A 20469-nucleotide genomic window follows, 5' to 3' on the forward strand; every position below is an offset into this window, starting at 1 on the left:
TCATCTCCAAAGGTCTGGCGTTACCGGGTGAGGACACGACGCAGGCGCCAGACGCCGAGGGCGAACAGGACGGCGGCGTAGCAGCTCAGGATGCCGAACTGGGGCAGGATGTCGGCGATGGTGCCGTCGTGCCTGACCAGTTCGGCGAAGGCCTCGTAGGCCCACGCGTGCGGCGTCAGATGGGCGATGGTCCGCATCGTGCCGCTGAACGACTCCAGGGCGACCATGGAGCCGCCGAGCGCGGCGAGCCCCAGCCCGAGGACCATCGCGACGGAGATCGCCGCCCCCGGAGTCTTGAACGCCGCCCCCAGGAGCATCGCGGCCCCGCTCCCGACCAGGGAGAAGACCAGGACGAGGGCCCCGGCGGCGAACGGGTCGCCCCAGTCGACCCCGAAGATCAGGGCCGAGCCGAACATGATCAGCAGTGCCTGGGCGAGCGCGATGACCAGGCGGCCGAGGGCCTCGCCCACGACGATGGAGCGCGCCGAGATCGGGGTCGCGTACATCCGGCGCGCCACCCCGAGCAGCCGCGTCTCGATGAGCCCGATCGCGGCGGTGAGCGAGGTGAGGAAGGTGAACAGGAGCAGCAGGGGCGGGGCCGAGGCGCCGAAGGGGTTGAAGCCCTCGGGGAAGATGCTCTCGCCCGCGGTGGTGACGCGCACCTGGACCGTCCCGACGCTCGCCTGCGCGGCCCTGCCCAGGGCCTCGTCGAAGCTTCCGGCCCCCTCCTGCTGCCCGAAGCGGGCCGCGCGCAGCAGTCCGGCCTGCTGGGGGACGACGGAGCGGATCCAGGTGCCGATCTCGGCCGCGCCCGGGTCCTCCTGGCGGGTCAGGTAACGCACCTCGACCTCGCCGCCCGCGCGCACCCGGGTGTCGTAGTCGGCGGGGACGACCACTCCGGCCCGCACCGTGCCGCGTTCCACCCCGGTCCGCAGCGCGGACTCGTCGGCGATCCGCTCGACCGCGATGCGCTTGCCCGAGCCCAGCGCCTGGACCAGCTGCTCCGACAGCGGCCCGGAGCCGCTCACCACGCCCACCGTCAGCTGCTGGTTGCCGCCGAACATCTGCCCGAGCACGAAGACCATCAGGAACGGCGAGACGACCACGAAGAAGATGTTGGTGCGGTCGCTGAAGACCCTGCGGAGGTTGACCATTGCTATGGCGAGGGCCTTCACGCGTGCACCATCCTTCCGACGCGGACCAGCGCCAGCGCGCCGCCCAGTACGGCGAAGCCGAGCAGCGCCGCGACCGGGACCGCCACGGCCTGCAGCGACCCCCCGCCGGCCAGGTCGGCCAGGCCCTGCATGAACCACTTGTGCGGGGTGAGGTAGCCGAGCGCGGTGAGCCCGCCGAGCTGCGCGCTGGGGAAGAACACCCCGCCGAAGATGCCCAGCACCATCGCCACCACCGACTGCCAGTTCGACGCCTGCTCGGCGGTACGGGCGAACGTGGCCAGCGCGGTCATCAGCCCGGTGGCGGCGAGCACCGCCGCGACCACCAGCGCGGCCACGCCGAGCGGGTCGCCCCAGCGGGCGCCGATGACGAGCGTGCTGACCACGATGAGGATGGCCATGCTCACGATGCCCACCAGGACGCCGCTGAGCAGCTTGCCCAGCACGATCGCGGGCCGGGAGATCGGCGCGGCCAGCATCCGGGTCAGCGTGCCCGCCCTGCGCTCGTCGAAGATGCTGCTGATGCTGAAGACCACGGCGAAGAACAGGAAGAACATCGCCATTCCGGCCGAGTAGTAGGTCGTGATGTCCAGCTGCCGCCGCACCGCGGAGGCGTCCTCGCGCAGCGAGAGCGGCATCGGGAGCGCGCCGGCCCGCTCGGCCAGCCTCGCGGCCTCCTCGCCGCCGGGCGCCGTCCCCGTAGGGGAGGCCGCGACGACGGCCAGCTGGACCGAGCGCAGCCCGGCGGCGTACGACTGCCCGACCTCGCGGGCGACCTGGACCGCGACCGGGGCCGCGACGCTGCCGATGATCTCCAGGGTGGCGGGGCGTCCGGCGCGCGCGTCGGCGGAGAAGTTCGCGGGGATGACGAAGACCGCCTCCACCTCGCCTCGCTGCGCCAGCGCCCGGCCCTCCTCGGCGGTGGCCACCGGCCGCAGGGTCACGACGCCCGACTCGCGCATGGGCTCCAGGACCTGCCCGGCGAAACCGGCGTTGCCCGCGCCGCGGTCGGCGTCGGCCACGGCGTACCGGGCCTTGAACTCGCCTCCGGCGCCGCCCAGGACGGCGTTGAGGATGAAGGCCATGCCGAGCGGCAGCACGATCGCGAAGACGATCAGGGTGCTGTCCTTCGCCCGCTGCCGCAGGTCCTTCACGAGGATGGTGATCATTCCGCGCACCGCGGGCCTCCGTTCCTCTCGTTCACGAGGCTTCCCTCGGTCACGAGGCCTCCCTCAGTCACGGAGCGCCTTGCCGGTGAGGTGCAGGAAGACCGCTTCCAGATCGGGTTCGCGCACCTCCGCCGAGCGGATCGCCCCGCCGGAGGCCGCCACGACCTCGAAGAGTCTCGGCAGCACCGCCTTGGCCCCGTCCACGAGCAGGTCGACCCCGGACCCCTCGCCGCTCACCTGGCGCACCTGCGGCAGCTCGGCGAGCGCGTGCCGCGCGCGGTCCAGGTCCCCGTCCACCTGCAGGAGCACCTGGTCGTTCTCGCCCACCAGGTCCACCAGCTCGCGGCGGGTGCCCTCGGCCTTCATCTCGCCCAGGTCGACGATGCCGACCCGGTCGCAGAGGCGCTCGGCCTCCTCCATGTAGTGGGTGGTGTAGAGCACGGCCACCCCGTCGGCGGCGAGGCGCTGCACGCTCTCCAGGATGGAGTTGCGGCTCTGCGGGTCGACGCCGGCCGTGGGTTCGTCCAGGATCAGCAGGCGCGGCCGGTTCAGCAGCCCCACGCCGATGTTCAGGCGGCGGGCCATGCCCCCGGAGTAGCTCGACACCGCCTCGTCGGCGCGGTCGGCCAGCCCGATCGTCTCCAGCACCTCGCCCACCTTGCTCCTGCCCTGCCGCCCCCGCAGCCCGTAGAGCTGCGCGAAGAACCACAGGTTCTGACGTGCCGTGAGGTCCTGGTAGAGCGCGAGCTCCTGGGGTACGTAGCCGATCAGCGCCTTGGTCTTCGTGTTCCGCGCGTCGTGCGGCTGCCCGTCGATGACGACGGTGCCCTCGTCGCGCTCGACGACCCCGACAATCATGGAAATCGTCGTGCTCTTTCCCGCGCCATTCGGCCCGAGCAGGCCGTAGACTTCGCCTTCGGCGATGGAAAAACCGATACCGTCGACGGCGACTATCTGGCCATAACGTTTACGGAGTCCTTCGCACACCAGAATGATGTCGCTCATACGGACAGATTCAACACGTCCCCTTCTCCCCGCACAAGATAATCGGAGAAGGACCGCGACGGCCTTGCGCTCCGTCCCCGAATAGCCTGCGGCGTTTGCCGCCGCACGGGATGCCCGCTCTTGGGGACCCTTGAGGACTCTTGCGAAAAAAGCCGCGAGACGCGATCGCCCGGGGCGGCCCCGGCCGCCCGTCGGGTGCGAGGGGACCGCGAACGCGGGGGAAGACACCGGGTCTCCCCCCGCGAACGCGGAGGAATCAGCAGGTGCTGCTGCTGATCGTGCTGCTGGGCAGCTCGGCGTACTCGGGCGCTACGTCGATCTCCTGCAGCTCGAGAATGTTGGACAGATCCATTAAGACACCTCCTTCGCGGGCTCGAACATCAGACCCGCCGTGTGGCGGTCCGGGCCGGCCGGATTTTCTCTCCTGTGGCGCGCCGTCGTCCTCGCCGGTTTCGGAAGGTGAACGCTCGCATTCACGAATTTCACGGAGTCTGCACCGTGACACCTCCACCGAAAAGCGATGACGAAACGAAAGTGCCACCGAAGCTTCAATCCCGGCCGCTCCGCTGACGAAACATAGTTATGGATCCCCGGAATGCGCAACGGCCTGTCCTAAAACGGCCATCCGGCCGGTGTTTCCATAAGTCGGAAACGACGACGGGCCCGAGGCTTTAGACGTGACATTATATTTTTCATGCACCACGCCGAGCCGAATGTGAGCGGGGACCGGATAATCACGCTCCAGGAACTGCGCGAAGTGTTTCACCAGATGGCGGAGAGCCGCTTCCGCGAGGTCCTCACGGTGCTCTCCGAGGACCCGCTGGGCCGGTTCCTGTCCGAGCGCGCGGGCGAGCTCCGCGCCGACGAGAACCGCTCGGTGTCCGTCGTACGCGCCGGCGAGAACCGCGCGGCGTCGTCCTCCACGCGTGCCGACGAGAACCGTGCGGCCTCCCTCGTACGCACCGGTGAGAACCGCGCGGTGTCCCCCGCGTCCCCCGCGTCCCCCGCGCGCGCCGAGGCGGGCGGTGAGGAGCAGGGGGCCCTCGCGGACGGCTCCCGGATCCGGACGCTGCCCTCGGTGCCGCTCTCCGCGCTGATCACCGACCGGCGGACGGCCCTGCTGAGCCTGCGGCCCCCGCCCGGCGAGGCGGCCGGCCCGATCCTCCTGGTGACGCGGCCCGGCCACGTCTCCACCCTGCTGGCCGTCTTCGACCACCTGTGGAGCACCGCGTCCGCGGCGCCGTCCCCGGGAGGCGCCTCCCCGGGGGGCCCGGGGGGCAGGTCCCGGTGCCGGGCCGTGCTCGAACTCCTGGCGGAGGGGCTGACCGACAACGCCGTCGCGGCCCGGCTCGGCATCGCGGAACGAACCGTCAGGCGGGAGGTCAACGGGCTGATGCAGTCGGCGGGCGCGACCAGCAGGTTCCAGCTGGCACTGCGGGCCCAGGAGCTCGGCTGGCTGCGTCGTCCCGCCGGCGAGACAACGCCGGACACCGGGCCGGAAGGCGGGCCTGTTTCCGGCCGCCTACCGCTTTCCCGTGACCGTGGATAACAACGTTGACTATCCAGGAACCCCAAACCTAATGTCCAACCGTCAGCGAGATCCGACGGTTCGATCAACGGGATCATTGCGCCCCGGGACCATCGCCGCCGAGAGAATTCAAGGTGACAGAATCGTGCTCATTCCCCATGTCGAGACTCAGCGGACGACGCTCGCGATCGCGGACCTGTCGGACGGGGTCGCCCTCTACGAGCTCCTCCTCGGCCTGGGACTGCACAGCATGCCTCCACTCAAGGTCTTCGTTGAGCAGATGAAAAAGCAGGATATTTCCGCGCTTTTTGCGATCAAGCTGCGGCACAGCGGAGAGACCGTGGGGTTCGGGACCCTGCACGAGATGGACCCCGCCGGGCACATCCAGGTCGGCATATTCACCGACACGGACAAGGCGCGATACGGTCTCGGCGGCGAGGCGATGATGCTTCTCGTCAATTACGCGTTCGCCACCTGGGAGAACGTGCGCAAGGTTTATTTCGTCACCACGGACGCCAGCATCGACCGGCTCGGCTGGGTCGGGGGCCTCATTCCCAAGGAGGCGACCCTTCCCGAGCACATGTTCTTCCGGGGATGCCTGTGGGACGTGCATTTCTACGCCATCTACCGGCAGATGTGGGAGAAGCAGGGCGCCGACGTCCTCACCCGGCTGGTCGAGGGGCCGGACGCCGACCGGCCGAGGGGCCTGCGCGCGCTCGTCCGCCACCTCAGGAAGCTCGTCACGAGGCCCAAGGAGTACGCGCGTTGACGGACACCCCGCCCGGCCGCAGGCCCCCCGAGTTCGGCGGCGAGCGGCTGCTCGTGATCGGCACCGGCGCCATCGCCGCGATGTACCTGCCGTTCTGGCTCAACTGGCTGATCACGGCGTACAAGAGCCTTGAGGTGCAGGTCGTCCTCACCTCCAGCGCGGGACGCTTCGTGAGCGCGCAGGCGTTGAGCGTGCTCCTGCGCCGGGAGGTCGTGATGGACCGGTGGCCCGAGGAGACGCGGCCGGACGCGCTGCACGTGCGGCTGACCGAGTGGAGCGACAGCGTCGTCGTCTACCCGGCGTGCGTGAACTTCATCTCCAGGCTCGCCCTCGGGCTGGCCGACACCCCCGCGCTGCTCGCCCTGCAGTGCACCCCGGCCCCCATCGCGGTCGCCCCCTCGCTGCCGCCGGGCGCGATGGACAACCCGACCCTGCAGCGGCACCTCGCGACCCTCGCCGAGCGGCGCAACGTCGTGGTCTCGCCGGTGCAGGCGGTGACGAGCCTGACCACCGGACGGCGCGACGCGGCGGGGGCGCCGCCGCTCTCGACGCTCATCGGCATGCTGGAGGAACTGCGCGTCTCCCTGTCCGGCGAGGGTCCCCGGACGGCCGAGGGGTCGCGGACGGCCGAGGGGTCGCGGACGGCCGAGGGGTCGCGGACGGCCGAGGGGTCGCGGACGGCCGAGGGTCCCCGGACCGCCGAGGGCTCCCGGACCGCCGAGGGCTCCCGGACCGCCGAGAGTTCCCGGACCGCCGAGGCGGAGGCGGTCTGAGCCGGAACGGCACGGCACCGGCACCGGCACCGGCACCGGCACGGCAGCAGCGGGCACGCGATAGGGAGCACCACGCATGCAGGACATGATGCAGATCTACACTCTGGCCGACCCGCTCTTCTTCGAGGAGCCCACGCGCTGGTCGGGAGGGGTCGGCTTCATCGGCGACGCCGAGCTCGCCGTGTCGGGCGCGGCCGTCCCCGAGGGCTGGGTGCGCAAGGAGCGCGGTGTCTGGGTCTCGCTGCGACCGGCCGGCCAGGCCACCGCCGAGCAGGGCTGGAAGGTCCACCTCTCGGCGACGCTGGACAACGCCGACCGGCTCTGCTCGGCCGCCTGGGACTACTGCGTCGGGCGCGGCATCCCGTTCAAGCACCTGCGCGACCGCAACATGCTGCTCGTCTTCAACGCCAAGTACTCGCCGCGCGGCTCCAGCGGAAAGCTCGTCACCGTCTACCCGCGCGACGAGGAGGAGCTGCGGGCGGTGCTGACGGACCTCTCGGCCGAGCTGGAGGGCGAGCCGGGCCCGTACATCCTCAGCGACCTGCGCTGGGGAAAGGGGCCGCTGTTCGTCCGCTACGGCGGCTTCACCGAGATGACGTGCCTGGACGAGCACGGCGAGACCGTCTTCGCGATCCGCCACCCGGACGGCACCCTGCTGCCCGACCGGCGCAGGCCGGTCTTCGACCCGCCGAAGTGGGTGGAGCTGCCGGAGTTCCTCCGGCCGCACCTGGACTCCCGCCGCGACGGCGCGGGCGCCGAGCTCCCCTATCTCGTACGGCGGGCCCTGCACTTCTCCAACGCCGGGGGCGTCTACCTGGCCACCCGGCGCACCGACGGCAGGGAGGTCGTGCTCAAGGAGGCCCGCCCGCACACGGCGGTGGACGCCAACCACCAGGACGCGATCACCAGGATGGCCCGCGAGAGCTGGGCGCTCACCGCGCTGCGGGGCATCCCGGGCGTTCCCGAGCTGTACGACGAGCTGGACGTGGCCGGTCACCGCTTCCTGGTCGAGGAGTACATGGACGGGCAGCCGCTGAACGTCTGGTGCGGGACCGCCCACCCCTGGGTGACCAGGGCGGAGCCGACCGAGGAGGAGATCGCGGCCTACACCCGCAGGGCGGTGCGCATCGCCGACGGGATCGAGGCGCTGATCGCCGACGTGCACGCGCGCGGGGTGGTCTTCGGCGACCTCCACCTGGGCAACGTCATCGTCAGGCCGGACGAGTCGGTGGCGCTGGTCGACTTCGAGCTGGCGTTCGACGCCACGGACGCCGACTGGCGGCCGGGACTCTCCGCGACGGGGTTCGGCAGCCGTAACAAGAGCGGGACCGACCGCGACCTGCACGCGCTGGCCGCGGTGCGCCTGGCCATGTTCCTGCCGTACAGCAAGATCACCGCACTGCAGCCGGACAAGGTCCACGGGTTCGTCCGGATGATGTGCGACAACTTCCCGGTCCCTCAGGACTGGGCCGGGACGATCCTGTCCCACCTGACTCCCGGCTCCTCGGTCTCCACGGCCTCGCCCGCCGGAACGCGGCGGCCGGACGAGGACCCCGTCGGCCTGGACGAGCCGGTCGTGGACTGGGAGGCGGTGCGCGCGTCCCTGGCGAAGGGGATCCTCGCCTCCGCGACCCCCGAGCGGGAGGACCGCCTCTTCCCCGGCGACGTGCACCAGTTCCTGTCCGGCGGTCTCGGCTTCGCCCACGGCGCGGCCGGGGTGCTGTGGGCGCTGGAGGTGACCGGCCACGGCCGCCACCCGGAGCACGAGCGCTGGCTGGTCGACGCGGTACGGCGCACCGTCCCGCGCCGCCCGGGTTTCTACGACGGCACGGCCGGTCTCGTCCACGTCCTCGACCACCTGGGGTACCGGGACGAGGCGGCCGAGCTGCTCGACCGGCATCCGGTGCCGGACCGCGCGAACATCTCGCTGTTCTCCGGGTTCGCGGGCATCGGGGCGACGCTGGCCCGCCTGCCGGAGGGAGGAGGGTACGCGCCGGGTGGGCGGGACCCCCTGGCGGCGGCGCTCACCATCGCCGACCGGCTGGCGGACGCCGTACGGCGCGGCGACCCCGGCACGGCCCGCGGCCCCGGGCTGCCCGCGCCCACCCGCCCGGTGGAGCCCGGCCTGATGCGGGGCTGGTGCGGGGTGGCCCTGTTCCTCATCCGGCTCTTCGAACGGACCGGCGACCCCGGCCACCTCGACCACGCCGCGCTCGCCGTGGGACTCGACCTCGACCGGTGCGTGACGACCGCCGACGGCGGGCTCGTGGCCGAGGAGGCGGGCGTGCGCACGATGCCCTACCTCGACGTCGGCAGCGCGGGCATCGCCCTGGTCGCCGACGAGTTCCTCGCCCACCGCGAGGACGACAGGCTCCGCGCGAGCCTGCCCGGCCTGCTGCGCGCCTGCCGGACGCGCGTCGCGCTGCAGTCCGACCTCTTCCGCGGCACGGCCGGCCAGGTGGCCGTGCTCTCCCGGCTCACGAACCGGCTCACGGACCGGCTCACGGACCGGCTCACGGACCGGCTCACGGACCGGCTCACGGACCGGCCGGACGTCCCTCCGGAGGGCCGTCCGGACGGCTCCCGGAGCGGTCTCGACGAGGGTGAGGCGCTGGACCGCCGGCTGCGGGACCTGTGCCGGCACGCCGTCTCCTTCCGGGGGCATCTCGCCTTCCCCGGCACCAACGGCTTCCGGCTCTCCATGGACCTGGCGACGGGCGGGGCGGGCGTCCTGCTCGCCATGTCGCAGGCCGCCGGGACCGGCACCCCCTTCCTGCCGTTCTTCTCGCACCCCGGGGAGCGGTGAGGTGGACGACGGCGCGGCGGTGTCCGTCAGGGGACTGCGCAAGGAGTACGGGCGGATCGAGGCCGTGAAGGGCGTCGACTTCGACGTGGCGCCCGGCGAGGTGTTCGGCCTGCTGGGCCCCAACGGGGCGGGCAAGAGCACCACGATCAACATGCTGTGCACGCTGGTCCGGCCCAGCGGCGGCAGCGCGACCGTCGGCGGGCACGACATCGTGCGGCGGCGCGACGAGGTGCGGCGCGACATCGGGCTGGTCTTCCAGGAACCGACCGTCGACGGGTACCTCACCGGCGCGCAGAACCTGAGCTTCCACGCCGAGCTGTACGGCCTGCCCAAGAACGCCATCGCGGACCGGATGAGGCGCGTCCTGGACATCGTCGGCCTGTGGAAGCGCCGCGACGACCGCGTGCACACCTACTCCGGCGGCATGCGAAGGCGGCTGGAGATCGCGCGGGGCCTGCTGCACTCCCCGCGCGTGCTGTTCCTGGACGAGCCCACGGTCGGGCTCGACCCGCAGACCCGGGTGGCCATCTGGGGCTACATCGCCGAGCTGCGCGAGCTGGAGAAGATCACGGTCTTCATGACGACGCACTATCTGGAGGAGGCCGAGTACTGCGACCGCATCGCGATCATCGATCACGGTTCCGTCGTGGCGCTGGACACCCCGGAGGCGCTGAAGGCCACGGTGGGCAGGGACCTGATCCGCATCCACACCGACGACGACGAGGCCGCCGCGGCGGCACTGCGGGAACGCTTCCTGGTCGAGGTCACGGCACGCGACGGCGGGCTCGTCCTCTCCGTGCCCAGCGGCGAGGAGTTCGTGCCGCGCCTGTTCTCCGGGCTCGGCGTGCCCATCCGATCCGTGCAGATGACCAGGCCCTCCCTGGACGACGTCTTCCTCTCCTACACGGGCTCGACCATCCGCGACGCGGAGGACGGCACCGGCACCGGGGACGGGGACGGGGACAAGGACCCGGACGGCGCGAGCGGCGATGCCCCTCGGGACACCGAAGCCGACGCGAACGGCACGGCCCGCGCGACCGGCAAGAACAAAGCGAACGATACGGACGACGCGGACGACGACGACTCCGGTGACATCCGTGCCGAAGCCGAAGGTGACATCCGCGCCGAAGCTGAAGAGGTGACGGTCCGTGGCCGCGATTGAGACGTCCCCCGCCCGCGTCCCGCTGCGCGGCATGGCCCACAACCTGCGCGCGGTGCGGGTGGTGCTCAGCAGGGAGATGATCCGCTTCGCCACCGACGGCAAGCGGGTCACGGCCATGCTCTTCCAGGCCTTCATGTGGATCTTCATCATCGGCACCGGGTTCGGGGCCCTGATGCCGGGGGTCCCCGACGGCGTCGATCTGAAGACCTTCATGTTCCCCGGTGTCATCTCGATGACGGTGATCCTGACCGCGATGTTCTCCGCCTCCTCGATCGTCTGGGACCGCGAGTTCGGCTTCCTGCGGGAGATGCTGGTCGCGCCGGTGAGCCGTACCGCGATCGTGTTCGGCAAGGTCCTCGGCGGCGCGCTGGTCGCGACGCTCCAGAGCCTGGTGATCGTGGCCATGGCCGGGCTGGTCGGCGTACCCTACGACCCGGCCCTCATCGCCGGGCTCGTCGGCGTGATGTTCCTGACCGGCTTCACCATGTCGGCCTTCGGGGTGCTGGTCGCCGCGCGGATGACGAGCATGGAGTCGTTCCAGGGGATCGCGCAGATGGCGATCATGCCCCTGATGTACCTTTCGGGGGCGCTGTTCCCGCTCACCAACCTGCCCGGGTGGATGAACACCCTGACGCTGCTCAACCCCCTGACGTACGCGGTCGACCCGACGCGCCAGGTCGTCTTCGCCCACCTCACCGTCCCGCCCGAGGTGATGGCCGTGTACGGCCCCGGGGTGTCCTGGTCGGGATGGACCGTCCCGGTGGCGCTGGAGCTGCTGCTGGTCGGCGCGGCGGGCCTGGTCATGCTCGCCCTCGCCGTCGCCCGTTTCAACCGGAACGACTGAGAACCGGCACGCCGAGAGCCCGCACGACCGAGAACACCGGACCGGTGGCACACACCCGGCACTCGTACCAACCGTGAACACCCCGGCACCGGCCCGAGGCGGCCCGGCAGGGCATCGGTCCACCGGACGGTCGGACGGCCACGTCCGGAGCGGTCAGGCGGACTGGGCGTCGACCGTGCCCAGCAGTTCCCTGAGCCGGTCCTGCTGATCGGCGGTGAGCACCGAGAACAGCTCCTCGGCCACCCGCCTGCGCGCCTCGCGCACCCGCTCGTACCTCTCGCGGCCCTCGCCGGTGACCACGAGCAGGGTGGAGCGGCGGTTGGCGGGATCGACCTCGCGGCGGACCAGCCCGGCCTCCTCCAGGGCGTCGATCACCGGGGTCACCGAGCGCGGCACGATCCGCAGCCTCTCGGCGAGCTGCACCATCTTCAACGGCGGCTCGGAGTCGACGATGACCCGAAGCGCCCGCGCCTGGCCGGGGCTCAGGCCGAGCGGGCCGAGCCGCTCACCGTACCCCCGCCGCAGTCGATGGCCGACGCCGTGCACCAGGTCGGCCAGTTCCGTCTCCACAGCGCCGAACTTATCCCAGTGCCGCGCGGAATGAATGTGAGGTAACCTCTGTTTGAGTAAACATCGTAAAGGAGTTCCATGATCAAACAAACCGAAAGTGCCGTACGGCACGAAACACCCGGTATGAACGACGAACCTCGCGCGCCCCTTCGGCGCGTCGTCGGCCTGTTCCGCCCCTACCGGGGCCGCCTCGCCGTCGTGGGCGCCCTGATCGGGCTGTCCTCGCTCGTCTCGCTCGCCTCGCCGTTCATGCTCCGCTCGGTGCTCGACGACGCCATCCCGCACGGCAGGACCGGCCTGCTGACGCTGCTCGCGCTCGGCATGGTCGCGGTCGCCGTCGTCACCAGCGTGCTCGACGTCGTACAGACGCTGATCTCCACCGGGGTCGGCCAGCGCGTCATGCACGACCTGCGCACCAGCGTCTACGGTCACCTGCAGCGCATGTCCATGGCCTTTTTCACCCGCACCCGGACCGGCGAGGTGCAGTCGCGCATCGCCAGCGACATCGGCGGCATGCAGCTGGTGGTCACCTCCACCGCCGCCTCGATGGTCTCCAACCTGACCACCGTGGTCGCGACGATCGTCGCGATGCTGGTGCTGGACTGGCGGCTCACAATCGTTTCGCTGCTGCTGCTCCCGGTCTTCGTCATGATCAGCCGCAGGGTCGGCCGGGAACGCAGGAAGATCACCTCCGAGCGGCAGCGGAAGATGGCCGCCATGTCGTCGATGGTCCAGGAGTCGCTGTCGATCAGCGGCATCCTGCTGGGCCGGACGATGGGCCGCGGCCCCGAGCTCACCGGGCGGTTCTCGGCCGCGTCGGACGAGCTGGCCGACCTGGAGGTCCGGTCCAGCATGGCCGGGCGCTGGCGGCAGTCCACCATCCAGATCATCATGGCGGCCATGCCCGCGGTCATCTACTGGGCCACCGGGCTCACCTCGGCCGTCTCCATCGGCACCGTCGTCGCCTTCACCACCCTCCAGATGAACCTGTTCCGGCCCGCCGTGTCGCTGCTGCGGCTCGGCGTCGACGTGCAGAGCTCCCTGGCGCTGTTCGGCCGGATCTTCGAGTATCTGGACCTGCCGGTGGACATCCACCCCGGCACCCGCACCCCGGAGACCGTACGCGGCGAGATCCGCTTCGAGCACGTCGACTTCTCCTACGGCGAGGCCCCGACCCTCTCGGACGTCGACCTGACCGTCCCCGCGGGCACCACCCTGGCCGTGGTCGGCGAGACCGGCTCGGGCAAGACCACGCTGAGCTACCTGCTGCCCCGGCTGTACGACGTGACGAGCGGCCGGGTCACGATCGACGGGGTGGACGTGCGCGACCTCACCTTCGAGGCCCTGGCCGAGACGGTCGGCGTGGTCTCGCAGGAGATCTACCTGTTCCACTCCTCGATCGCCGACAACCTGCGGTTCGCCAGGCCGTCGGCCACCGACGAGGAGATCGTCGCGGCCGCGCGGGCCGCCCGGATCCACGACCACATCGCGTCACTGCCCGACGGGTACGACACCGTGGTCGGCGAGCGCGGCTACCGCTTCTCCGGCGGCGAGAAGCAACGCCTGGCCATCGCCAGGACCCTGCTGCGCGACCCGCCCGTGCTCATCCTCGACGAGGCCACCAGTTCCCTCGACACCCAGACCGAGCGCGCCGTCCAGGAGGCCCTGGACACCCTGTCGCACGGCCGTACCACCATCACGATCGCCCACCGCCTGTCGACGATCCGCGACGCCGACCAGATCGTGGTCCTCGACCACGGCCGCGTCGTCGAACGCGGCACCCACGACGAGCTCCTCGCGGCCGAAGGCCCCTACGCCGCCCTCGTCAACCGCGACCGCTCCCTCACCTCCGCCTGACCCGGGTCGCGTCACGCTCCGGCGGAGGGGATCCGGTCGAGCGTGATGCCGAAGTGGTCGAGGTAGGCGGGGAGGAGCTCGGTCTCGTCCAGGACGCGTTCGGTGCGCTCGCCGTCCACGGTCAGGATCAGCTTGCGGTCGCGGAGCGTGGTCCTGCCCCGGGCCGTACGCATCGAGCAGACCGGCGCCCTGGTGAAGTGCGAGCGCGGGGAGGTCGCCTGCCACCAGCACGTCGGGGCGAAGTCCGCCAGCTCGTACGGCCGGGCGGTCAGCCGGTAGGCCGGGTCGCCGTTGTGCGCGATGTCAAGGTCGCCGAAGTAACCGGGACCGCCGTGACCGCTGTGACCACCGTGACCACCGGAACCGCCATGACCAACGAGGTCGCCATGACCGCCGGGAGCGCCGGGAGCGAGCCCGATCTGGAACACGCCCCCGCCGTCCCTCTGCTCCGCGCGCCCGTCGAGCCGCAGCGGCCCGTCGGAGAAGTCTCCGAATCCGACGTCGACCAGCCACGGCTCGTCGTCGAGATCGACGCGCAGCGCCAGGTGGTCGAAGAGCGGCCCCGGCGTGGCGCCGTTGAAGACGCGGGCGGCCAGCAGCGTCACCCGGTAGCCGAGCGCGGTCAGCAACTCCGCGAACAACCCGTTCAACTCGTAACAGAAGCCTCCGCGACGACGGACGACGACCTTGTCGAACAGCGCGTCGGGTTCGAGCGAGATCTCCTCGCCGAGATGGATGCTCAGGCTCTCGAACGGCACCGTCCTCAGGTGCGCGAGCTGCAGGGCCCGCAGGCTCCGGACATCCGGCTCCGCGGGCCGGGTCACGCCCAGCCTGTCCAGGTAGTGAGTGATCTGCCCCTCGTTCATGGGGCAAGCAAACCATGCCCCGCGCACATCCCGGTGCCCGCCGGATCCCGCCAGTCGGTGAACGCCCGCCCCGGCGGACGCGAACACGACCGGACGAAAGAGGCCGTCACCCAGGACGAAAAGGGCTCCTCATCGCAGGACACCACGCATGCTCTGCTATATATGTCATCGCTTATTCGCCACTGGCGTGGTATCTCACCATGAAGTAGCGTTCCGGGCATGGGTGACATTCACACCATCAAAAAAACGGTCCTGCTGTGTTCCGCGATTATGTTCGTGGCGGCCTGTGGCGGGCAGGCGGGAGCGGGCGATTCTCGCGTGGCGGCGGATCAGTGGCGCGATTTCCCGTACGCACGCGATCCGCGCCCGATAATCATCGTCGACGATCTCCCCAAAAGGCTGGGTAGCGCCAAGCCGGCGACGCGGTTCCTTTTACGGGAGAAGCTGTCCGACGATCAGCCGGAAAGCCGGGAGGTCCTCCTCCCCGGAGGCATGGTGAAGCTCTCCCGGATATCGGCGGCGGATGCCTTCGAGCATCTTTCCGAGCGGCTTCGGCAGTCACCCGGCGAGACCATGACCGTGGTCGAGGCGCGCCTGGACCAATTGGAGTGGATGACGGACAGGGGCTCGCTGTCACTTCCCTCATGGAGCTTCCACACGGACGACGGAGGGTCGGTGAGCTGGCCGGCGGTGACCCCTGACGCGTTTTGGCGCCTGGGTCAGACGAGGCGATCGGCTGCGATCGTCAGCGCGTCGCTGGACGCGTCGAAAACCTCGCTTTCCTTTGAGATGACCGTCGACCCGAATTCCTGTGACGGATCAGCGAGTGACGGCCATGTCGAAGCCGGCCAACTCCAGTCCGTTGTGGTTATTCTTACCGGTGAGTCGATTACCGCACGGCCCGACTGCGATCAGCCGGCTTTCGCGATACTGAAGAGCGCAACCGTGCGAATGGACAGACCCCTGGAGGGAAGGGTCGTCGTCGACCAGCAAGGTAACCCCGTGCCGATCGAAATGCCGTGAGATCACCGCGGCCGGGAGAATTCCGCCCGGTCACGATGATCTCAAATCATCAGTAGGTTCGCATCTGTATCGGGAAGTCCGCCAGCGCGGTGTATATATCTTGGAATATCAGGCTGCCCGGGGCTGATCCGGATGTCACGCCGACCGGGTGGACGTACCCGGCCGTATTCGGGTAGAAAACCGGCCCTCCGCTGTCGCCGGGGAGCGACCCCTGCCCGCTGATCTGATCGGCGCGGAACAGGTCGTAGTGACACGCGTAGTTGCCGTACGGGTCGGTACCGCAGTAGGAGTAATCGCCGCTGGTCACGACCTCGAAGTTGCAGACGGCGCCGCTCCTCTGCCCGGACTGGCAGAGCCACTGTCCTTCGTACACGTGGTCCCAGCCCATGATGCGCTTCGAGAACTCGGGCGAGGTGTTCCACCCTCCCGCCACCCCGCCGTCCCACATCTGTCTTCCCACGCCGTCCGGAACATGAATCAGCGCCAGGTCGTGGTCGGTTCTTTCGAGGAGTGTCTGGCCGACGTACACGGAGCGGTCGCCGTTTCGCCAGTGCGTGTACATACCGGTGCAGTGAGCCGCGGTGAGCAGGTATTGAAAGCGGGGATTGCTCGTCGCCGCCACCGGCCATCCCGCGGTGCAGACCGGGCCGTCGTCACTGACGATGCGCATTCCTCCGTAGAACGGCGCGGTGTCGTTCATACGCCCGGCGGGAATCGCCCGCTCGGCGATCTTGATCTCGACGGGCACGGAAGAGCCGATCGAGTCGTACGTCCTGCCGAGATCCTTCCTGGCCTGTGGGGTCTCGGCCTCGACGTAGACCCCGCTGCCGTCGGACTCTATCCCGACAGCGTGAAGTGGCCCGCGAGGGTTGACGGCCAGGTCTTTCCTGATCGCCTCCGCGGTTTCCCTGAGTTCCTCCCGCGAGAACCGGGCGGAATCCACTTTCACCGGGGCGTTCAGACGCGCCTGGGCGAGCACCGGCTCCACCTGAGCGGGCACATCCCCCTTCCACCAGACCCGAACGAAGCCGTCTTCCAGCTTGAGCCCGGCGAATCCCAGGTCTTTCTTACTGGAAAGCACGGCGTCCATGACCGGCCTGGCCGCCCGCCGAAGCGGCTCCTGCGCGTTCATGTTTTTCTTCGTCTCGGGCGAGAGGTAGCCGAAGGGCTCCTTCTCGACCTGTTCGCCAGGCTTTGGCGGATCGTCCGACGAGAGCGTGAGCGCGTGCGCCGAGGTGGTCGTACCGCTGACCGCGAGCGTGAGGACGAGCAGCAGCGTCGGGAGTCTTGGTAATCGCACCGGAAACCTCGCTTCGTAGGCGGCTGAACGCCGAGCCGATCACACTTTAAAGAGGCGATCAACGGCTTGACGGCGTTGTTTCCGGTAATGGCTTCGGCGATTTCCCGTTTCACCCGGGAAGAAAGATTGGGTGTCGCGCCGATGCCGAAAAGGTTACGAAATTCTAGAGTTTCCCTTGAGGCGTTCTGGAGTTCTTCTCAAGGCCGGGCCGGCGATCGTCCCGGAAAGCGCGGATCAGGAAGGCGCGGCTCAGGAAAGCCCGGTCCAGGAAAGCCCGGAAGGCCCGGCTCAGGAAGGCCTGGCTCAGGAAGACGCGTCGGCCAGGCGGATGGCGAGCTCGATGCGCCAGCGGGTCTTCATCCGCTCGGAGCGCGGGTCGGTGAGATAGGCCTCGTACCGGCAGCCGAACCGGTCACCGGCCGGGTCCTCCACGCAGTCGAACGTCAGGCCCTGTTCCCGCGCCCACTCGATCAGGGCGCGGTTCGCCCGGCGGCCGTGGTTGACGTAGGTCAGTGTCGCGTACCGGCCCGCGGGGAGCACGCCGGGAGAGATCCGGCCGTCGCCCTCGACCGGCTTCTCGGTGACGACCCCGACCTCGACGTCCATCGCGCCCGCCATGTCGATCACGTGCAGGCGGAAGAAGGTGGGGCCGAAGTCGACGCCCCGCTCGCCGAGCCGGTCGTACAGCTCCTCCATGAGCTCGTCCCGGACGGCGAACATGCCGCGGAACGGCGTGACCACCCGGATGCCCGCGCAGTGCCGGTCCGGCCTGACCTCGACCGAGGGACCATCGAGGATCTCCACCCGTACCTCCACACCGACGCCGGCCGTTCGCCCGCCGATCACGGGCGGCATCACTATGCCGCATCGGGCGGTGCCGAGTCGATGCTCCCGGCCGGGACTCGTGACGTCGCCCGCGCCACGGCGGCCTCGGGCCCCGAAGCCCGCAGACAGGCCTTAGCGTCCCTGGAGGTCGAGCCCGACCCCGAGCTGGGAGAGCAGCTCCAGCTGGTCGAAATAGAGGCGATGGCTGAGGATGAGGCCGTCCTCCACGGTGCGGACGCTGCAGGCGCGGACGCGGATCTCCCGGCCCGTCGGCGGGAGAACGGCGCCGGGCACCAGGAAGGGGCCCGTGTGGGTGGCGGCGAACGCCCATTCGTGCGAGATGTCGTCACTCCTCTCGAGCCTGGACCAGATCGTCACGCGCAGGTCGGGGAACGCCTCCAGGAACTGCGCGTAGTACGAACGGATCTGGTCGCGCCCCTCCGCCACGCCTCCCGGCATGACGGTGACGGCCCGCGGGCTGTAACACCGGATCAGCGCCTCCAGATCGTGGTCGTTCACCGCGTCCGCCAGCGCGTCCTCGATCTCCCCCTGCTCCGGCATGCCGGCCCCCTCTGTCCCGGTGAACGAACCGGCACCATCGACCCCTCGTGTGCACGGCCTGATCACCTCCTACCCGATCAGGCTCACGGCGTATCCGCTCCCGGCAAGAGGCGGCCGGCAGGGGCCGCACCTGAATATTTCCATGCTCGGTGCCGGGGTATCCCTGAACGAGAATGGTTCCGCGGTCGGTGTGTAGATGTTTCGCCACAGTCACCCTCACCGGCGACACGGGGCGACTTCATGGTCAGCGGGCCTCGCCGTCCGGGCTCGCGCGAACGTCGTCCGGGCCCGCGCGGACATCGGCCGGGTTCGCGCGAACATCGGCCAGGTTCGCGCGCAGGCCCGCCAGGATCGCGCTCAGCCCGTACTCGAAATCGGCGTCGGCGTCGGCGTCGGCCTCCTCGCGGGACTCCCCCGGTGCCGGGCGGTCGGCGTTCGCCTGCTCCTCGACCACCCATCCGACGGTGTAGCGGCTGATGACCAGGACGGCCCGCCGGGCGTCCGCCGGAGGGAAGCCCGCCTCGCCGAGCACCTCGATCACCGAGTTGGAGATCGCGACCTGGTTCCCGACGGGCCGGGTGCCGATGTGCAGGCGCGCGCCGTCGCGGCAGGCCAGCAGGCTCCGGCGCAGCGCCCGCCCCCGCTCGGCGAGCCAGCCGGACCAGTCCTGGCCCGGTCCCGGGCGGGCCAGGTGCGCGAACGCGTCCTCGACCATGGCCGCGGCCATGTGGTCGAGGAGTTCCCGCTTGCTGCCGAAGTGGCGGTACAGGGCCGGTGACTGCACGTCGAGCTCCTGCGCGAGCCGCCTGGTGGTCAGCCCGTCGAGCCCGACCTCGTCGAGCAGCCGCAGCGCCGTCCGCATCACCGTGGCGCGCGTGTGTCGCATCCACTACCTCCCCACGTCCCGTTATCGACGATAACTTCACGGGGCCCGGGGCGCTCGGATCGCGATTCCGCACGAGCCGGGCCCCGGATGATCACCTCGTGTTCACTCCGGGGGGTGGCCAAGGTCGCCTGAGCGTTTTACGTTCCGGCTGATGACCACGTACCGGCCGACTCGGAGGCAATGATGGATCGTCGAACCGTGCTACGCGCGGCTGTCATCGGAGGCGGAGGGGCGGCGTTCTCCGGAGCGCTGTGGGGGCAGGCCTTCGGCGCCGTCGCCCAGCCGGGCCCCAGCCCGTACGGCGAACCGCTCGCCGCGGACGCGAACGGCATCCAGCTCCCGCAGGGGTTCACCAGCCGGGTGATCGCCCGCTCCGGGCAGCGGGTCGCCGGGCACACCTGGCACTGGGCGCCGGACGGCGGGGCGTGCTTCCCCGACGGCAGCGGCTGGATCTACGTGTCCAACTGCGAGATCCCGCTCGCCGGAGGCGCCTCCGCGATCCGCTTCGCCGCCGACGGCTCCATCACCTCGGCGTACCGCATCCTGTCCGGCACCAACCTCAACTGCGCGGGCGGCGCGACCCCGTGGGGGACCTGGCTGTCGTGCGAGGAGATCGCGCTCGGCCGGGTCTTCGAGACCTGGCCCGCGGGCGGGCGCTCCGGCGAGGAGCGCACCCGGATGGGCCGCTTCAAGCACGAGGCCGCCGCCTGCGACCCCGTACGGCAGGCCGTCTACCTCACCGAGGACGAGAGCGACGGCTGTTTCTACCGCTTCATCCCCGACACCTGGGGGGACCTGCGCACCGGCAGGCTCCAGGTGCTCTGCGCCCCGGCCGGCCAGGTCACCGGCCCGGTGACCTGGCAGGACATCCCCGACCGCGACGGCTTCCCGACCGCGACGCGGCGCCAGGTCGGCGCGGCCAAGCACTTCGACGGCGGCGAGGGCTGCTGGTACGACCGCGGCGTCTGCTACTTCACCACCAAGGGCGACAACCGGGTCTGGGCGTACGACACCGCCGCCTCCACCCTCGACCTGGCCTACGACGACTCTCTGGTGACCGGGGGCGCTGCCCCGCTGACCGGCGTGGACAACATCACCGGGGCGCCCAACAGCCGCGACCTGTTCGTCGCGGAGGACGGCGGCAACCTGGAGATCAACGTCATCACCTCCGACGGCGTCGTGGCGCCGTTCCTGCGGATCCTCGGCCAGTCCTCCTCGGAGGTCACCGGCCCCGCCTTCTCCCCGGACGGTTCGCGCCTGTACTTCTCCTCCCAGCGCGGCACCTCGGGATCGTCGACCGGCAGCGGCGGCATCACCTACGAGGTGACCGGCCCCTTCCGCGCCCAGCCCTGA

The 20469-nt window shown here is 70.2% G+C and carries 19 protein-coding genes; 9 read left to right on the forward strand and 10 right to left on the reverse strand.

All coding sequences use genetic code 11. The features are described 5' to 3' along the window. Positions 1-20 precede the first annotated feature (20 nt). The 4 genes from ABT053_RS33050 to ABT053_RS33065 form a co-directional block, all read right to left on the reverse strand. Positions 21-1175 carry an ABC transporter permease gene (locus tag ABT053_RS33050; RefSeq protein ID WP_350974433.1) on the reverse strand — a complete coding sequence of 385 codons (1155 nt, stop codon included), beginning with the start codon at positions 1173-1175 and terminating at the stop codon, positions 21-23. Then, complete coding sequence (locus ABT053_RS33055; protein ID WP_350974435.1) at positions 1172-2341, reverse strand: ABC transporter permease; 1170 nt, start codon at positions 2339-2341, stop codon at positions 1172-1174. Before ABT053_RS33055 ends, ABT053_RS33050 begins: the two co-directional genes overlap by 4 nt. A 63-nt stretch (positions 2342-2404) precedes the next feature. Beyond that, complete coding sequence (locus ABT053_RS33060) at positions 2405-3346, reverse strand: ABC transporter ATP-binding protein (RefSeq protein ID WP_350974437.1); 942 nt, start codon at positions 3344-3346, stop codon at positions 2405-2407. A 256-nt stretch (positions 3347-3602) separates the two neighbouring features. Then, positions 3603-3698, reverse strand: coding sequence for a class III lanthipeptide (locus ABT053_RS33065; protein ID WP_350974439.1), 96 nt, complete (start codon positions 3696-3698; stop codon positions 3603-3605). 342 nt (positions 3699-4040) lie between these two features. Here ABT053_RS33065 and ABT053_RS33070 point away from each other — a divergent pair, with 342 nt between their 5' ends. The 6 genes from ABT053_RS33070 to ABT053_RS33095 all read left to right on the forward strand — a co-directional run bounded on the left by ABT053_RS33070 (position 4041) and on the right by ABT053_RS33095 (position 11228). After that, positions 4041-4895 carry a helix-turn-helix transcriptional regulator gene (locus ABT053_RS33070; protein ID WP_350974441.1) on the forward strand — a complete coding sequence of 285 codons (855 nt, stop codon included), beginning with the start codon at positions 4041-4043 and terminating at the stop codon, positions 4893-4895. A gap of 124 nt (positions 4896-5019) precedes the next feature. Continuing rightward, positions 5020-5643: a GNAT family N-acetyltransferase gene (locus ABT053_RS33075; RefSeq protein WP_350974443.1), complete on the forward strand. Its 624-nt coding sequence runs from the start codon at positions 5020-5022 to the stop codon at positions 5641-5643. Then, entirely contained in the window at positions 5640-6416 is a 777-nt protein-coding gene (locus ABT053_RS33080; RefSeq protein ID WP_350974445.1) for a flavoprotein, read from the forward strand. The genes ABT053_RS33075 and ABT053_RS33080 overlap by 4 nt, the downstream gene beginning before the upstream one ends. A 76-nt stretch (positions 6417-6492) precedes the next feature. Beyond that, positions 6493-9222: a class III lanthionine synthetase LanKC gene (gene lanKC / locus ABT053_RS33085; RefSeq protein WP_350974446.1), complete on the forward strand. Its 2730-nt coding sequence runs from the start codon at positions 6493-6495 to the stop codon at positions 9220-9222. Position 9223: 1 nt separating this feature from the next. Continuing rightward, positions 9224-10384 (forward strand): ATP-binding cassette domain-containing protein, encoded by a 1161-nt coding sequence (locus ABT053_RS33090; RefSeq protein WP_350974447.1) that lies wholly within the window; start codon positions 9224-9226, stop codon positions 10382-10384. Next, positions 10371-11228: an ABC transporter permease gene (locus ABT053_RS33095; protein WP_350974449.1), complete on the forward strand. Its 858-nt coding sequence runs from the start codon at positions 10371-10373 to the stop codon at positions 11226-11228. The genes ABT053_RS33090 and ABT053_RS33095 overlap by 14 nt, the downstream gene beginning before the upstream one ends. Positions 11229-11381: 153 nt before the next feature. On the opposite strand, the gene ABT053_RS33100 is transcribed toward ABT053_RS33095, so the two are convergent. Then, a complete protein-coding gene (locus ABT053_RS33100) occupies positions 11382-11798 on the reverse strand; it encodes a MarR family winged helix-turn-helix transcriptional regulator (RefSeq protein WP_350974451.1) in 417 nt (138 codons plus the stop codon). 123 nt (positions 11799-11921) lie between these two features. Here ABT053_RS33100 and ABT053_RS33105 point away from each other — a divergent pair, with 123 nt between their 5' ends. After that, positions 11922-13655, forward strand: coding sequence for an ABC transporter ATP-binding protein (locus ABT053_RS33105; protein WP_350974453.1), 1734 nt, complete (start codon positions 11922-11924; stop codon positions 13653-13655). Positions 13656-13666: 11 nt separating this feature from the next. Here the strand turns inward: ABT053_RS33105 and ABT053_RS33110 are convergent, their stop codons facing one another. Further along, positions 13667-14521 carry an arylamine N-acetyltransferase family protein gene (locus ABT053_RS33110; RefSeq protein WP_350974454.1) on the reverse strand — a complete coding sequence of 285 codons (855 nt, stop codon included), beginning with the start codon at positions 14519-14521 and terminating at the stop codon, positions 13667-13669. A 219-nt stretch (positions 14522-14740) separates the two neighbouring features. Here ABT053_RS33110 and ABT053_RS33115 point away from each other — a divergent pair, with 219 nt between their 5' ends. Continuing rightward, positions 14741-15544 (forward strand): hypothetical protein, encoded by an 804-nt coding sequence (locus tag ABT053_RS33115; RefSeq protein WP_350974456.1) that lies wholly within the window; start codon positions 14741-14743, stop codon positions 15542-15544. Between the two features lie 49 nt (positions 15545-15593). Here the strand turns inward: ABT053_RS33115 and ABT053_RS33120 are convergent, their stop codons facing one another. The 4 genes from ABT053_RS33120 to ABT053_RS33135 all read right to left on the reverse strand — a co-directional run bounded on the left by ABT053_RS33120 (position 15594) and on the right by ABT053_RS33135 (position 19116). Beyond that, positions 15594-16676 (reverse strand): S1 family peptidase, encoded by a 1083-nt coding sequence (locus ABT053_RS33120; RefSeq protein ID WP_350974458.1) that lies wholly within the window; start codon positions 16674-16676, stop codon positions 15594-15596. 471 nt (positions 16677-17147) lie between these two features. Further along, positions 17148-17648 (reverse strand): GyrI-like domain-containing protein, encoded by a 501-nt coding sequence (locus ABT053_RS33125; protein ID WP_350974460.1) that lies wholly within the window; start codon positions 17646-17648, stop codon positions 17148-17150. 153 nt (positions 17649-17801) lie between these two features. Further along, positions 17802-18230, reverse strand: a complete 429-nt coding sequence (locus ABT053_RS33130; RefSeq protein WP_350974462.1) for an ester cyclase — start codon at positions 18228-18230, stop codon at positions 17802-17804. A gap of 244 nt (positions 18231-18474) precedes the next feature. Continuing rightward, positions 18475-19116 carry a TetR/AcrR family transcriptional regulator C-terminal domain-containing protein gene (locus ABT053_RS33135; RefSeq protein ID WP_350974464.1) on the reverse strand — a complete coding sequence of 214 codons (642 nt, stop codon included), beginning with the start codon at positions 19114-19116 and terminating at the stop codon, positions 18475-18477. Between the two features lie 198 nt (positions 19117-19314). On the opposite strand from ABT053_RS33135, the gene ABT053_RS33140 reads away from it, so the two are divergent. Beyond that, positions 19315-20469, forward strand: a complete 1155-nt coding sequence (locus ABT053_RS33140) for an alkaline phosphatase PhoX (protein WP_350974465.1) — start codon at positions 19315-19317, stop codon at positions 20467-20469.

The organism is Streptosporangium sp. NPDC002524, assembly GCF_040295985.1.
Lineage (GTDB): Bacteria > Actinomycetota > Actinomycetes > Streptosporangiales > Streptosporangiaceae > Streptosporangium.